The 15,296-nt window shown below is 60.3% G+C and carries 11 protein-coding genes and 3 pseudogenes; 10 read left to right on the forward strand and 4 right to left on the reverse strand.

Annotation, left to right across the window (positions count from 1 at the left end; translation table 11 throughout):
* Window positions 1–22: 22 nt before the first annotated feature.
* The 10 genes and pseudogenes from rpsA (at window position 23) to fabF (ending at window position 11,077) form a co-directional block, all read left to right on the forward strand.
* A complete protein-coding gene (rpsA, locus tag JN403_RS11795; RefSeq protein ID WP_065992985.1) occupies window positions 23–1,714 on the forward strand; it encodes a 30S ribosomal protein S1 in 1,692 nt (563 codons plus the stop codon).
* A gap of 201 nt (window positions 1,715–1,915) precedes the next feature.
* The gene (gene ihfB, locus JN403_RS11800; protein ID WP_037011901.1) at window positions 1,916–2,215 is read left to right on the forward strand and encodes an integration host factor subunit beta; all 300 of its coding nucleotides are present in this window, start codon (window positions 1,916–1,918) and stop codon (window positions 2,213–2,215) included.
* 17 nt (window positions 2,216–2,232) lie between these two features.
* Window positions 2,233–2,472: a LapA family protein gene (locus tag JN403_RS11805; RefSeq protein WP_122535647.1), complete on the forward strand. Its 240-nt coding sequence runs from the start codon at window positions 2,233–2,235 to the stop codon at window positions 2,470–2,472.
* A 195-nt stretch (window positions 2,473–2,667) separates the two neighbouring features.
* Entirely contained in the window at window positions 2,668–4,041 is a 1,374-nt protein-coding gene (locus JN403_RS11810) for a phosphomannomutase (protein ID WP_122535646.1), read from the forward strand.
* Window positions 4,042–4,164: 123 nt separating this feature from the next.
* Window positions 4,165–5,133 (forward strand): SDR family oxidoreductase, encoded by a 969-nt coding sequence (locus JN403_RS11815; RefSeq protein WP_205487069.1) that lies wholly within the window; start codon window positions 4,165–4,167, stop codon window positions 5,131–5,133.
* A pseudogene (locus JN403_RS11820) lies at window positions 5,130–6,144 on the forward strand (glycosyltransferase family 4 protein). Before JN403_RS11815 ends, JN403_RS11820 begins: the two are co-directional and overlap by 4 nt.
* Window positions 6,145–6,253: 109 nt before the next feature.
* Window positions 6,254–8,247: pseudogene (locus tag JN403_RS11825) on the forward strand (nucleoside-diphosphate sugar epimerase/dehydratase).
* Between the two features lie 197 nt (window positions 8,248–8,444).
* Complete coding sequence (locus JN403_RS11830; protein WP_122535643.1) at window positions 8,445–8,789, forward strand: helix-hairpin-helix domain-containing protein; 345 nt, start codon at window positions 8,445–8,447, stop codon at window positions 8,787–8,789.
* Window positions 8,790–8,958: 169 nt separating this feature from the next.
* Window positions 8,959–9,762 (forward strand): SDR family oxidoreductase, encoded by an 804-nt coding sequence (locus JN403_RS11835; protein ID WP_205487070.1) that lies wholly within the window; start codon window positions 8,959–8,961, stop codon window positions 9,760–9,762.
* Between the two features lie 40 nt (window positions 9,763–9,802).
* On the forward strand, window positions 9,803–11,077 hold the full coding sequence (gene fabF, locus JN403_RS11840) for a beta-ketoacyl-ACP synthase II (RefSeq protein WP_205487071.1): 1,275 nt from the start codon (window positions 9,803–9,805) through the stop codon (window positions 11,075–11,077).
* Window positions 11,078–11,137: 60 nt separating this feature from the next.
* On the opposite strand, the gene JN403_RS11845 is transcribed toward fabF, so the two are convergent.
* The 4 genes and pseudogenes from JN403_RS11845 to dsbD all read right to left on the reverse strand — a co-directional run bounded on the left by JN403_RS11845 (window position 11,138) and on the right by dsbD (window position 15,241).
* Window positions 11,138–11,701 carry a TetR/AcrR family transcriptional regulator gene (locus tag JN403_RS11845; protein ID WP_205487072.1) on the reverse strand — a complete coding sequence of 188 codons (564 nt, stop codon included), beginning with the start codon at window positions 11,699–11,701 and terminating at the stop codon, window positions 11,138–11,140.
* Between the two features lie 151 nt (window positions 11,702–11,852).
* The gene (gene dsbG, locus JN403_RS11850) at window positions 11,853–12,620 is read right to left on the reverse strand and encodes a thiol:disulfide interchange protein DsbG (RefSeq protein WP_205487073.1); all 768 of its coding nucleotides are present in this window, start codon (window positions 12,618–12,620) and stop codon (window positions 11,853–11,855) included.
* Window positions 12,617–13,465 (reverse strand): TlpA family protein disulfide reductase, encoded by an 849-nt coding sequence (locus JN403_RS11855; RefSeq protein ID WP_205487074.1) that lies wholly within the window; start codon window positions 13,463–13,465, stop codon window positions 12,617–12,619. Before JN403_RS11855 ends, dsbG begins: the two co-directional genes overlap by 4 nt.
* A pseudogene (gene dsbD, locus JN403_RS11860) lies at window positions 13,465–15,241 on the reverse strand (protein-disulfide reductase DsbD). The gene JN403_RS11855 and the pseudogene dsbD overlap by 1 nt, the downstream one beginning before the upstream one ends.
* Between the last annotated feature and the right edge of the window lie 55 nt (window positions 15,242–15,296).

The following is a 15,296-nucleotide window of genomic DNA, read 5'->3' on the forward strand; positions in this document are numbered from 1 at the left end:
GCCCTTATCAACAGGAATTAAAATGAGCGAAAGCTTTGCTGAACTTTTCGAAGAAAGCCTAAAGACTCTTAACCTTCAGGCCGGTTCGATCATCACCGCGATCATCGTCGATATCGATTACCAGGCTGGTTGGGTCACCGTTCACGCTGGTCTGAAGTCTGAAGGCCTCATCCCGCTGGAGCAGTTCCACAACGACGCTGGCGAGCTGACCATCAAGATTGGCGATGAAGTGCACGTTGCGCTGGACGCGGTCGAAGACGGCTTTGGCGAAACCAAGCTGTCCCGCGAAAAAGCCAAGCGTGCCGAGTGCTGGATCGTTCTGGAAGCGGCTTTCGCAGCTGAGGAAGTGGTCAAGGGCGTTATCAACGGTAAGGTTAAAGGCGGCTTCACAGTCGACGTTAACGGCATCCGTGCGTTCCTGCCAGGTTCTCTGGTTGACGTCCGTCCAGTGCGCGACACTACGCACCTGGAAGGCAAAGAGCTGGAATTCAAGGTCATCAAGCTGGACCAGAAGCGCAACAACGTTGTCGTTTCCCGTCGCAGTGTCCTGGAAGCCGAAAACAGCGCCGAGCGCGAAGCTCTGCTGGAATCGCTGCAGGAAGGCCAACAGGTCAAGGGTATCGTCAAGAACCTCACCGATTACGGCGCATTCGTCGATCTGGGTGGCGTCGATGGCCTGCTGCACATCACCGACATGGCCTGGAAGCGTATCAAGCATCCATCGGAAATCGTCAACGTTGGCGATGAGATCGATGTAAAGGTCCTGAAGTACGATCGCGAGCGCAATCGTGTTTCCCTGGGTCTGAAGCAACTGGGTGAAGATCCATGGGTTGCTATCAAGGCTCGTTACCCGGAAGGCACTCGCGTCACCGCGCGTGTTACCAACCTGACCGACTACGGCTGCTTCGCAGAGCTGGAAGAAGGCGTGGAAGGCCTGGTACACGTTTCCGAAATGGACTGGACCAACAAGAACATCCACCCGTCTAAAGTCGTTCAGGTTGGCGACGAAGTGGAAGTCATGGTTCTGGACATCGACGAAGAGCGTCGTCGTATCTCCCTCGGCATCAAGCAGTGCAAATCTAACCCGTGGGAAGATTTCTCTGGCCAGTTCAACAAGGGCGACAAGATCTCCGGCACCATCAAGTCGATCACCGATTTCGGTATCTTCATTGGTCTGGACGGCGGCATCGACGGTCTGGTTCACCTGTCCGACATCTCCTGGAACGAAGTGGGCGAAGAAGCCGTACGTCGTTTCAAGAAGGGCGACGAGCTTGACACCGTGATCCTGTCGGTTGATCCAGAGCGTGAGCGCATCTCGCTGGGCATCAAGCAGCTGGAAAGCGATCCGTTCTCCGAGTACGTCACTGTCAATGACAAAGGCGCTATCGTTCGCGGTATCGTTAAAGAAGTTGACGCCAAAGGCGCCATCATCACTCTGGCCGACGACATCGAAGCGACCCTCAAAGCCTCCGAAATCAGCCGTGACCGCGTTGAAGACGCGCGTAACGTTCTGAAAGAAGGCGAAGAGATCGAAGCCAAGATCATCAGCGTTGACCGCAAGAGCCGCGTGATCAGCTTGTCCATCAAGTCGAAAGACGTTGAAGACGAGAAAGAGGCGATTCAGAGCCTGCGTAGCAAGCCTGAAACCGCTGAAAGCACTGGTCCTACCACTCTGGGTGACCTGCTGCGTGCTCAAATGGAAAAACAGAACTGAGTTCTGTCTGACCATTGAAAAAGGGCGACTTCGGTCGCCCTTTTTTGTGGGCGGGTGTTTTACGGCAGATTCGGCCATTGGCCGGTTGACGATCTGGAAGCTCGTCTCATTTAAGTCCGGACACACTCTGTTCAAATCCTTCAGGTCATGCTAAAACCTTCAAAGCGCTTTACCTAGCTGCTTGAAAAAGAAGGGAAAAATATGACGAAGTCGGAGTTGATCGAACGAATTGTCACCCATCAAGGACTGCTCTCATCCAAAGATGTGGAGTTGGCCATCAAGACCATGCTTGAGCAGATGTCGCAGTGCCTTGCGACGGGCGACCGTATTGAAATACGCGGCTTCGGCAGCTTCTCGCTGCATTACCGCGCGCCCCGCGTAGGCCGTAATCCAAAGACAGGTCAGTCTGTCAGCCTCGACGGCAAGTTTGTCCCTCACTTCAAGCCAGGCAAAGAGCTCCGCGACCGGGTGAACGAAGAAGAGGAGCATGAGCTCCAATAGCTCTTTGAGGGGTTCTCATGCGAAATGTAAAGCGTCTGATCTTTTTAGTTATCGCCCTGTTGATCGCAGCGGCGATTGTTGTATTTGTGCTGGAAAACCAGCAAGCCGTTGCATTGGTGTTCTTTGGCTGGAATGCGCCCGAGCTGCCTGTCGCCGTGCCGGTGATCTTTGCACTGCTGGTGGGCATGCTGATTGGCCCCTTGTTGGTCTCAATCGCGCGTCTGCGCAGGAAGCCCAAAGCGTCACGTCTGCCCTGATAGAATCCCGCGCGCCAGACACCTCAGCGCTTGCGCTGAAGATAATTACAAGCGCACTTATAACTAATCTCCTTTTTTAATGCCTAACCCACGCCTCAAGCTTTCAGGCGCGAGGGTTGCGTGCAGTTCGTTATTCGAGCTGCTTCTACTGAACAGAGGAACCTTCGGGTTTTTTCGTCGCATAGGTTTTTACACATGAGTTCCGACTATCCCGCTCTGCAGACTCGCTGCTTCAAGGCCTACGACATCCGTGGCCAAGTGCCCAATGACCTCGATGATGACATCGCGTACCGCATCGGGCGGTCCATGGTTGTTGAACTGGGTGCCAAAAATATCGTTGTAGGCCGAGACATGCGTCTTGAAAGCCCGGCTCTCGCTCAGGCATTGATCAAAGGCATTCAGGAAGCCGGCGCCGATGTCATCGACATCGGCCTGTGCGGTACCGAAGAAGTCTACTTCGCCACCAGCCACTACGATGCAGACGGCGGCGTGATGGTCACAGCCAGTCATAACCCGAAGGGTTATAACGGCATGAAGCTGGTCCAGAAATCGTCCCGTCCCATCAGCGGCGACACCGGGCTCGATGCCATTCGCCAGCGCGTGGATGCGGGAGACTTCGGTCAGGTCGCCGCTCAGCACGGCAGCGTCCAGTCCAAGCCGGACAAAACCGCCTACATCGAACACCTGCTGACCTACGTCAAAGGTGCCGACCTGCGTCCATTGAAGATCCTGGCCGACCCGGGCAATGGCGCTGTGGGTCCTGCACTGGACGCGATCCGCTCCCAGCTGCCGTTCGAGTGGGTGATCATCAACGCTGAACCGGATGGCAACTTCCCCAACGGCGTGCCGAACCCGCTGCTCCCGGAAAACCGCAGCATCACCCGCGACGCGCTGCTCAAGCACGGTTGCGACCTGGGCCTGGCCTGGGACGGCGATTTCGACCGCTGCTTCTTCTTTGACGAGCAGGGCCGTTTCGTCGAGGGCTACTACCTCGTTGGCCTGCTGGCCGAGATGCTGCTCAAGCAACACCCGGGTTCGAAAATCATTCACGACCCGCGCTTGACCTGGAACACCATCGATCAGGTCAAGCAGGCGGGCGGTACGCCGGTGCTGTGCAAAACCGGCCACGCGTTCATCAAGGAGCGCATGCGGCTGGAAGATGCCGTGTATGGCGGCGAGATGAGTGCTCACCACTACTTCCGCGATTTCGCCTACTGCGACAGCGGCATGATCCCGTGGCTGCTGGTCGCCGCGCTGATGTCCGTGTCCGGCAAGAAGTTCTCGCAACTGGTTGATGAGCGCATGGCGGCCTACCCGTGCAGCGGCGAAATCAACTACAAGGTTGAAGACGTCAAATCCATCATCGCCAAGATCCTGGAACACTACACGCCGTCTTGCTCGAACATCGACCGAACCGACGGCATTAGCCTCGAGTTCGCCGAATGGCGCTTTAACCTGCGCGGCTCGAACACCGAGCCCTTGCTGCGTCTAAACGTGGAAAGCCGCCGTGATCCAGCCCTGGTAGAAGCCAAGGTCAAAGAGATCGAAGCGCTGATCAACGGCAAGTGATGCACCTGGCGCACGGCCCTGCTGACTGAATGGCGGGGCCGCGAGTCAATCGTCTACAATGGCGCCGCTGCCACGCAGCGGCCGTCATGATGGACGGCGAATCTTTATGTGCATGGATCGGATATGACCAGAAAAATCCTGGTAACAGGGAGTTCGGGATTTTTAGGAACAGCGCTGGTTGACCACCTTGCACACCTGCCTGACGCGCATATCGTCGCGGTCAGCAGACGGGCGACGCCCCATTTTTCCCCAAACGTGACGACGGCCACTGTTGCCGGGCTGAACGCCGACACCTCATGGCAGACAGTCCTGCACGACGTCGATACGGTCGTTCATGCGGCAGCGCGTGTGCATGTCATGCGCGACACGGCCGCTGACCCGCTTTCGCTGTACCGGGAGGTCAACACCCTCGGCACGCTGCATCTGGCGAAGCAGGCCGCTGCAGCCGGTGTCCGGCGCTTCATCTTCATCAGTACGATCAAGGTCAACGGCGAATCAACGGCACGGGGCGAATGCTTTCGTGCGGACGACGCTCCCAATCCGAGCGATCCCTACGCCATTTCCAAGCACGAAGCGGAACAGGGCCTTCTGACCCTCGCAAAGACCTCTAAGATGGAAGTGGTGATCATCCGTCCGGTCCTGGTGTACGGGCCCGGGGTCAAAGCCAATTTCCTGCAACTGATGCGCACGTTGCGCAGAGGTGTGCCGTTACCCCTCGGTTCAGTGAACAACGCACGCAGTCTGGTTTCGCTGGATAACCTGATCGACCTTATCCAGGTTTGCATCGATCATCCTGCTGCCGCGAATCAGGTTTTTCTGGTCAGTGATGGCCGGGACCTGTCGACCACTGAGCTGGCCAGCCGCCTCAGCGCGCACCTGCCTGCATCCGGTTGGCTCATTCCGGTCCCCGAATCCCTTATCATGCTCGGCGCCACCCTGTTGGGTCGCAAATCCGCGGCCGAGCGGGTGCTGGGATCGCTGCGGGTGGACATCAGCAAAAACCGCCAGCGGTTGCAGTGGCAGCCCCCGGTATCGGTAGAGGACGGCTTGAAGAAGACCGTCGAGCATTTTCTGGTTACGGATCGAGCATGAACTATTGGTGGGTCGCGGTTGCTGTTGTGGGCTTTTCGTTTGCGCTGACGCATGTATTGCGACGGTATGCGCTGCACAAGAGCCTGATTGATATTCCCAACGGCAGAAGCTCCCATACGATTCCGACGCCCCGCGGCGGCGGTGTGGCGATTGTCATCAGTTACCTGGTTGTGCTGGTCTGGATGGTCTCTACAGGACTGTTGGGGCGCGACCTGTTTCTGGCCATGTTTGGCGCTGGCGCATTGATCGCCGCACTGGGGTTTCTCGACGATCATGGTCATATCGCAGCGCGATGGCGTCTGCTGGGGCATTTTTTGCTGCGGCGTGGGCGTTGTTCTGGCTGGGTGGTCTTCCTGCGATCAGCGTGTTCGGCATGACGCTGGCGCCGGGCTTGATTGTTAACGTGCTGGCGGCGTTCTATCTGGTGTGGCTGCTCAATCTGTATAACTTCATGGACGGCATCGATGGCATTGCCAGCGTTGAGGCGATCTGTGTCTGCGTGGGCGCGGCGATCATCTACGCGCTGAGCGGTTTCGCCTCGCTGATGTGGCTGCCGGTCCTGCTGGCGTGCGCAGTGACGGGCTTTCTGTTCTGGAATTTTCCCCGGCAAAGATCTTCATGGGCGACGCCGGCAGCGGATTCCTCGGCATCATGCTGGGATGTCTATCACTGGAGGGCACGTGGATTTCCTCGCAGTTCTTGTGGGTATGGCTTATTCTCCTCGGGGTTTTCATCGTAGACGCTACAGTAACCCTCATCCGTCGGCTCGTTCGGGGCGACAAGGTCTATGAGGCTCACAGAAGTCACGCTTATCAATTCGCCTCGCGACGTTTTGGCAAGCACCTTCCGGTGACGTCCGCAGTCGGTGTAATCAATCTGTGCTGGCTGTTGCCGGTCGCTGTGTGTGTCACCCGTTTCAATCTGGACGGCGCACTCGGCGTGATCATTGCTTACGCTCCACTGCTCGCTCTGGCAGTCCTGTTCAAAGCAGGGGCGCTTGAAAAGAGCTGAGTGTGGACATTGGCGCTGAAGCTGTTGATCCGAATCCCCGGCGGGACAGGAATCAATGGTCAGCGCAGGGGTCGACTGGAAGGAGTTTGAACGCGTGCTTGAGGGGAAAATGGAGAAAATTCGTACTTCGCTGCTGGCGTTGCCTCGCCGGCACAAGCGGATCATGCAGGTCGCCGCAGACGTCTGTCTGATCTGGTTTGCCTTGTGGATGGCGTTTGTCGTCCGCCTGGGCATCGACGAACTCATCAACCCCCTGGAAATCCACACCTGGCTGTTCGCCTGTGCGCCCGTTGTTGCTATCCCGCTGTTCATTCGTTTCGGCATGTACCGCGCAGTCATGCGCTATTTCGGCAACGACGCGCTGATCGCGATCATCAAGGCAGTCAGCCTGTCGGCGCTGATTCTCGGGTTTATCGTCTACCTCTACAGCAACCACCAGCATGTGGTGCCGCGATCGGTGATGTTCAATTACTGGTGGTTGAGCATGGTCATGATTGGCGGCCTGCGCCTGGCCATGCGTCAGTATTTCCTGGGGGACTGGTTCTCCGCCGTACGCCATGTTCCGTTTGCGACCCGGGACGATGGGCTGCCCAAAGTGGCCGTTTATGGTGCCGGTGCTGCGGGTAACCAGTTGGTTGCCGCGTTGCGCATGGGCCGCTCAATGCGTCCGGTGGCATTCATCGATGACGATGATTCGATCTCCAATAGGGTCATTTCCGGGTTGCAGGTTTACAAGCCCAAGCACATCCAGCAGATGATCAACGTCACTGGGGCGCAGGAGATCCTGCTGGCTGTCCCGTCCTCAGCCCGGGCGCGCAGACGGGAAATTCTGGGCTTTCTCGAGGGCTTCCCGCTGCACGTGCGCAGCGTGCCGAATTTCTCTGATCTGGCCGCGGGACGGGTGAAGGTCGACGATCTTCAGGAAGTCGACATCGCCGACCTGCTCGGCCGCGACGCAGTGCCTGCCCAGGAAGAATTGCTCGAACACTGCATCAAGAATCAGTGCGTGCTGGTGACCGGGGCGGGGGCTCGATCGGTTCGGAGCTGTGCCGGCAAATCCTGCTCCTGAAGCCGACTACGCTGTTGCTGCTCGATCACAGCGAATTCAACCTGTACACGATCCTCACCGAGCTGGAGCGACGCGTCGCTCGCGAGTCGCTCAAGGTCAAAGTGCTGCCCATTCTGGGTTCGATTCGCAATCACGCCAAACTGCTGGACGTGATGAAAACCTGGCAGGTGAATACCGTCTACCACGCGGCGGCTTACAAGCATGTGCCGATGGTCGAGCACAACATTGCCGAGGGCGTGCTCAACAATGTGGTCGGTACGCTGAATGCTGCCCAGGCGGCGCTGCAGGCGGGTGTGGCCAACTTCGTGCTGATTTCAACCGACAAGGCCGTGCGCCCGACCAACGTGATGGGCAGCACCAAGCGACTGGCCGAGCTGACGCTGCAGGCGTTGAGCCGCGAAACCGCGCCGGTGATGTTCGGCGACCGCTCCAATGTGCATCAGGTCAACAAGACGCGATTCATCATGGTGCGATTCGGCAACGTGCTGGGTTCCTCCGGCTCGGTGATTCCGCTGTTTCATCAGCAGATCAAATCCGGCGGGCCGCTGACGGTCACGCACCCGAAGATCACCCGCTATTTCATGACTATCCCGGAAGCCGCGCAACTGGTGATTCAGGCCGGTTCCATGGGGCAGGGCGGCGACGTGTTCGTGCTCGACATGGGCGAGCCGGTGCGCATCATTGAGCTGGCGGAGAAGATGGTGCATCTGTCGGGCCTGAGCATTCGCTCGGAACACAACCCGCAAGGCGACATTGCCATCGAATTTACCGGGCTGCGGCCTGGCGAGAAGCTCTATGAGGAGCTGTTGATCGGCAACAACGTTGCGGCGACTCGCCACCCGATGATCATGAGCGCTCAGGAAGACTTCCTGTCGTGGGACGCCTTCAAGCAAAGCCTCTCGCATCTGCTCAAGGCGCTCGACGATGACGATTACACTCGCGTTCGGCAGATCCTCGGTGACACCGTCAGCGGCTACGCGCCGGAAGGCGATATCGTCGACTGGATCCATCAGCAGCGTCGTCGGGAACCGTAAGTGCACGCGCCACGGAAACCTTTTCTTACTCAGCCAAACCGGGCCTGAGTTGGGCGCGAGCCCCACATATACCGGGCCTGCGCGCCGGGACATATCCGGTCACCGATCCCTGCATTGACGCACTGCCGCCATCGGCTAGGTTTGGGAAGCAGCTCAGGAATGCTGCTTCCACTTACGATGCCCATGGAGCATGACTCATGCGTACTTCTTATCTGTCCTCCTTGATCTTCGCGCTGCTGGCGGGTACATCCCTCGCCGTGAATGCCGCGACTTCCGCCGCCCCTGCCACCACGCCGGCAGACGTCGCCAAGCCTGCCATCTCCGCTCCGCTGGGTGTGCAGGGCTCAAAGGTCAATCTCAACGCCGCCAGTGCGGAGACCCTGCAGAAAGAGCTATCAGGCATCGGCGCCGCCAAGGCCAATGCCATCATCGCGTACCGTGAAGAGCACGGCGGCTTTACGGCCGTCGACGAGTTGATCGAAGTGAAAGGCATTGGCAAGGCGCTGCTGGACAAGAACCGCGACAAGCTGTCGATTGACTGAAACCCCATGAGCCTGAGGCCGATCACTGATCGGCCTTTTTTATACCTGCAATAACCGAAAGCTCGCCGTTACCGGACCGATCAGAAAAATGACGATCGACATATGATTTTTTAAATTACGGGCGTAATATCCCTCCGCAGCTACGCTCAATTACCCGTGGAGAACGTTCATGACGAGTCAAAATCAAGGCAAAGCTGTCATCACCGGCGCATCGTCGGGCATTGGCTTCACCTACGCGGACCGCTTGGCACAGCGCGGATTTGATCTGATCCTGGTGGCCCGTGACCAAGCGCGTCTGGAAGCGCTGGCGACGGATCTGCGCGCGAAACATTCGATCAATGTCGAGGTGGTGAAAGCCGACTTGATCCAGCCCGCCGACGTCAGTGCCCTCGAGCAACGGCTGCGCACGGACGCATTGATCACGCTGCTGGTGAACAACGCCGGGGTTGCACTGAGCACGCCCCTCGCCGAATCGGATATGGGCGAAGTGGACCGTCTGATCCAACTCAATATCGTTGCGCTGACCCATCTGGCCTCCGCCGCAGCGGCCGGTTTTGCGGCCCGCGGTACCGGGGCGATCATCAACATCGCGTCCGTGGTGCCACTGTTGCCGGAACGCTTCAACGCGGTGTACGCCGCCAGCAAGGCGTATGTGTTGAGCCTCACCCAGTCGCTCGCCGCCGAGATGAGCGAAAAGGGCGTGCAGGTTCAGGCGGTAATGCCCGGTGCCACACGTACTGAAATCTGGGAGCGCGCGGGCATGGACATCAATGCCTTCCCGGCGGAGATGGTCATGAACGTCAACGAAATGGTCGACGCCGCGTTAGCCGGGTTTGATCAGAAGGAGCTGGTGACCATTCCATCGTTGCCCGATGCCGCGCACTGGCAGGCTTTCACCCAGGCACGGCTGGCGCTGGGCCCGAATCTGTCGCTGCAGCACGCGGCGCAGCGTTACAAAACGGCGGGCGCTTAACGGTGCCGGCCACTGCCAAAAACGAGGAAAAGGTGAACCCATGAGTGAGCGTCGCATCGTAGTGACGGGTATGGGGCTGGTAACGCCATTGGGCTCCGGCGTCGAAGCGGTATGGAAGCGGTTGCTCGAAGGCCGGTCCGGCATCGTGCAGTTGCCTGAGCAGACGGTGGCTGATCTGGCGGGGAAAGTCGGCGGCCCGGTGCCGACGCTGGAGCAAGACCCTGAAGCCGGATTCGATGCTGACGCCGCCGCGCCGCCCAAGGAGCAGAAGAAGATGGACCGCTTCATCCTCTTTGCCCTGGGCGCTGCGCAACAGGCAGTCAAGCAGGCGGGTTGGGCGCCGTCCACCGAGGAAGAACGCGAACGCACCGCGACCATCATCGGCGCCGGGGTGGGTGGTTTCGGTGCCATCGCCGAGGCCGTGCGCATCACGGATACCCGTGGGCCGCGGCGTTTGTCGCCGTTCACCATTCCGTCGTTTCTGGTCAATCTGGCGGCCGGGCATGTGTCGATCCAGCACGGTTTCAAAGGCCCGCTGGGCGCTCCAGTCACCGCATGTGCAGCGGGCGTCCAGGCGATCGGCGATGCCGCGCGGCTGATCCGCAACGGTGAAGCGGACGTGGCCATCTGCGGTGGCGCCGAGGCCTGCATCGATCGCGTCGCCCTGGGTGGCTTCGCGGCGGCGCGGGCGCTCTCCAATGGCTTCAACGACACGCCGGAGCGCGCGTCGCGGCCGTTCGACCGGGACCGCGACGGCTTCGTCATGGGCGAGGGCGCGGGGATCATCGTCATCGAAACCCTGGAGCATGCACTCGCCCGCGGCGCCACGCCCATTGTCGAACTCGTCGGTTACGGCACCAGCGCTGACGCCTATCACCTGACGGCCGGGCCGGAAGATGGCAGTGGTGCGCGCCGGGCAATGCAGGCAGCGATCCGTCAGGCTGGCATCCAACCTGCCGACGTCCAGCACGTCAACGCCCACGCCACGTCCACCCCGGTGGGGGACAAGGGTGAAATGGCGGCGATCAAAACGGTGTTTGGTGACCAGAATCGTGTTGCGGTGACGTCGACCAAATCAGCCACCGGGCACCTGCTCGGCGCAGCAGGCGGTATCGAGGCCATCTTCACGGCGTTGGCGATCCGCGATCAGATCGCGCCGATGACGCTGAATCTGGAGAACCCTGACGAAGCGGCAACAGGCATCGACATCGTCCACGGCAAGGCGCGTCCGATGAACATCGAGTACGCACTGTCGAACGGTTTTGGCTTCGGGGGCGTGAACGCCAGCGTGTTGTTCCGTCGCTGGCATCTCTGAGAGGCCTCAGTGAAATAAACGTGACGCTTCCCTGCCGCGAAGAGGGCAGGGAAGTGAGGGTCAGCCTTCGATCAGTTGCTTGAGCTGATCGCGGGTGGTCTCGAGGATTCGCTCGGCCAGCGCCGGATCTTTCGCGCTGCGCGCCAGCACCATCGCCCCCACCAGCCCGGACATCAGCATCACGCTCTTGTCGCTGCTTGGCCCGTCGGCCGGCATTCCGGCTTCGAGGGTGGCGAGCATGCGGTTGATCAACTCGTCGGTAATCTCGCTCGGTTGCCCCCGCTGGCCCAGCTCGGACGCCATGGTCGGCAGTGGGCAGCCCTTTTCCGGATGATCGCGATGGGCGGTCGACAGGTACGAGTCGATGAACGCCTGGGCCGAGCTGTCTTCGGCCAGTTTCTCGGCCCGTGAGGCCTGCAGCTGGTCGACGGCGCAGCGCAGGGATTTCTCGATCAGGTCGTCCTTGGATTTGAAATGGGCGTAGAAACCGCCATGGGTCAGGCCCAATGCCTTCATCAACGGCTGCAAACCGGTCGCGCCGATGCCGTCACGGCGAAAGCGCGCGGCGGCTTCCTGAAGGATGCGCTGGTGGGTCTGGGCTTTGTGATCTTCGGCGTAACGCATGGAGCGAGCCTCCCGATTGTGGCTCTTGAAATGGTGGTCGACATTTTTACACGTCTGACAGGACCGTGCAGTAGCCACGTTGGATCGCGTGTCGCCGTTGGTCAGAGCGCCCCATGTACAGCCGGCTGATGACGGCGGCGTCACAGCGCCTTTATTTCGGCCCCATCATTTTCGCCAGCGCCTCCGGCCGGGGCGCGCCCTGTTGCTGCTGGAGGAGTCCGGCCTCGTCCTTGTAGAAAATCGACGGAGTGGCCGACAGGCCCATGTCTTCCATCAGTTTCATGTTGGCGTCGAGTTTTGTCTGGATGTCTTTGGGGATGTTTTGCAGGGCCTTGAGCGTGCTGGCTTTGCCCGCCTGCTCGTGGTTCTGCAGGGCGATTTCCGGGTTCGCGTCGGCCAGCAGGCTCGCGGCTTTGGCGGCGCTGTCCTCGCGGATCACGCCGACCATGATGTGGCGCAACTGTACTTTCCCCGATTTGACCCATGGCCGCGCCTGCTCCCAGAACAGGTTGCAGTAGGGGCAGTTGGCGTCGCTGAACAGGTAGATGATTTTGGGCGCAGTTTTGGCACCGTCGGCGATCCAGGTGCTGTTTTCCATGCGGCTCCACATCGCCTCGGCCATTGGCCCATAGACCAGTTTCTGCAGGGGCGCGGTGCTCAGGTCTTCGCCCTTTTCATTAAACAGATTGCCGGCGAGCACATGCTTGCCGTCAGGGGTCAGGTACAGCGCCATGCCCTGATTCTGGTACTCGGCGGCGTAACCCTTCAGTCCGGCCGGCGCGTCGAAGCTGCCTTTGATAGTCGCGCCCTTGGCTTCCAGTGCCTTGATCGGAGCGGGCAGGTCTTCGGCGTGGACCAGCGCGCCTGGCAGGCTGAGCGAAACAGCGACGGCGATAAACGCAGGGTGAATAAAATTCATGGAATGATCCTTTGCTGTGAAGACGGGGTGGAAGAGGAGGTAGGCTGGCCGAAACCGTCCAGGTAATGTTTCAGGCTGGCGCTGGACAGTTCGCCCAGATGCCCGTCCTGTTGCCGGCCGTTCTCGCCGTAAAACAGCGTCGTGGGCAGGGCGGCTGAGCCGGCATGTCGGCCCAGATCACCGCTGTCATCGAACAACACATTATCCAGTTGCAGACCCTGGCTGCCGAGAAAGGCCGCGACGTCACGTGGGCTTTCTCCCTGATTGACGAACAGAAACACGACGTCGGGATTGGCCTGTTGCGCGGCTTGCAGGACTGGCATTTCCCTGCGGCAGGGCGGGCACCACGTCGCCCACAGGTTGATCACCAGCTTGCGCCCGGCGTAGTCACGCAAGTGAACCCGCTCGCCCTTGTCATTGCGAAGCGCCAGATCCGGCAGCGGGGCATCCTGACGGATGCTTTCGACCGCCAGACTGCTCAACCACCAGAACAGCAATCCGCTGGCGACGCCCCACCCCAGTGGCCTGCGCTGCAACGGTCGTCGCCACACCATCGTGACGGCGCTGGCCACAACGGCGATCACGCCAGGCCAGGCACTGAAGCCGCCGTCGCGGATATCGACAATGCGCAGCGGGTCACTCTCATACTGCGGCCAGTAGCGCGCGACGAACGCCAGACGCGCCACCAGGAGCCCGAACATGAACAGGCCGAACACGGCGCGTTCCGGGTTGATCCTCTGCTTGCGGCCACTGATCCAGCCGACCAACGTCGCCAGCGCGAGGGCAACGAGCAGCAGCAGATGGTTGAGCGACAGGGCAAACGGCCCGACGGAAAAACTCAGCATCAGCCACGCCCCCGGGTCGTTTCCCAGTGCTGCAAAAAGCCCTCAAGATCGACTTCGCCGGTGATTCGCCGATCGCGTCTTTCGCTGCCGTCCGGTGCGATCCACACCAGCGTCGGCGGGCCCGGCACGTTGAAACGACCGAGCAGCGCCCGGCTGGCCTCGTTGTCCGCAGTGACATCGAGGCGCATCAGGCGCACGCCGTTCAATGCCTGCAGGGTTTCAGCCTTGGCGAACACGTTCTTCTCCATGATCTTGCAGGACACGCACCAGTCGGCGTAGTAGTCGACCAGCACCCACTGCCCGGCGGCTGCGGCGGCGACGAGCTCCCGGTCCAGGGCCTGCGGGTCCTTGATAGTGGTGAATGCATCATGGGCCTTAATCGCGGTAGACGAACTCGACCCGCTGTAAACCTTGAGCGGCTGCCAGGGATCGTCGCCGCCCGCCGCCGCGCCGGTCACCATCATCACACCCCACAGGCCTGCAACCAGGCCGATGGGTGCGCAGAGGAGTGAGGCGCGTGGCAGCAACCGGGTCTGCAGGATAGCGCTATAAGCAACCACGATCAGCAGCGCGCCGAACAGCGCCAGCCCCAGCACGTCGGCGAGCAGCGGCCGGATCATGATCAGCGCCGTGCCCAGTAGTAGAAACCCGAAGAGGCCTTTGACCAGGTTCATCCAGGCCCCCGGTTTAGGCAGAAAACGCGTGCCGACCGTGACCAGCAGCAACAACGGCAGGCCCATGCCCAGCCCCATGACGAACAACACCAGGGCGCCGTGCAGCGCATTGCCGCTCTGGGCGATATACAGCAGCGCGCCCGCCAGGGGTGCGGTCATGCAGGGGCCGATCATCAGTCCCGACAGCGCGCCGAGAACAGATGCGCCTAATAGACTGCCACCGTGGCGCTGACGCCCGGCGTTCTCCAGACGATCGCGCAGAAAACCTGGCAACTGCAGCTCGAAGAAGCCAAACATCGGCAGCGCCAGCAGCACAAACAGCACCGCGAAACTGCCCAGCAGCCAAGGCTGTTGCAGGGTCGATTGCAGGTTGCTGCCCAACAGCGCGGCGACCACGCCCAGCCCGGCATAGATCAACGCCATGCTCACTACGTAAACCCCGGCCAGCGCAAAACCTCGTGCCGGTCTTGCGCCGCTGCCGACCACCACGCCGGCCAGGATCGGCAGCATCGGCAGTGAACACGGGGTGAACGCCAGCAGCAGACCCAGCCCGAAAAATGCCAGCAGGCTCAGGGCCAGAGAACGTTGCGCAAGCCCACTGGCCAGCGCTTGATCTTCAGCCTGATCGCCGACTTGAGCGTTGGCGGGTTGACCGTTGCCGCTGCCCACGCTGACGAGCTGGCTTTGCGGGGGATAACACAAGCCGGCATCGGCGCAGCCCTGCCAGCTCACTTTGATCTGACCGCTGGCCGAGGCCGGGATCGTGAGTTCAAGGGCTTGCCGATAGACCTGCTGCTGGCCGAAATACTCGTCGTGATGGGCTTCACCGGTCGGCAGGACGGGCTGCTGTTCCTGGCTCAGCCCTCCGAACTTGAGCCGTTGCTGATAGAGGTAATAGCCGGCCGCGATCTGCCAGTACAAGCGGGTTTCGCCGGTTGCCAGGCGTTCCTGAGGTGAAGATAAACGCTTTATTGGCCGGCAGAAAATCCGGCTGCTCGCTGAAGAGTGAGGGGCCGTTCCTGGACGGGAAAGTGTCGCCGCCGGGCAGGGCCTGCGCCAGCAGCGGGAAAAGGATCAACATCACCAACCACAAATTACGCATGCATTCTTTCCATCCTTAGTGAATGGGGCGAAGCCTGCGCAGTGGCGATTAACAG

The organism is Pseudomonas sp. 15A4 (genome assembly GCF_016925575.1).
Taxonomy (GTDB): Bacteria; Pseudomonadota; Gammaproteobacteria; order Pseudomonadales; family Pseudomonadaceae; genus Aquipseudomonas.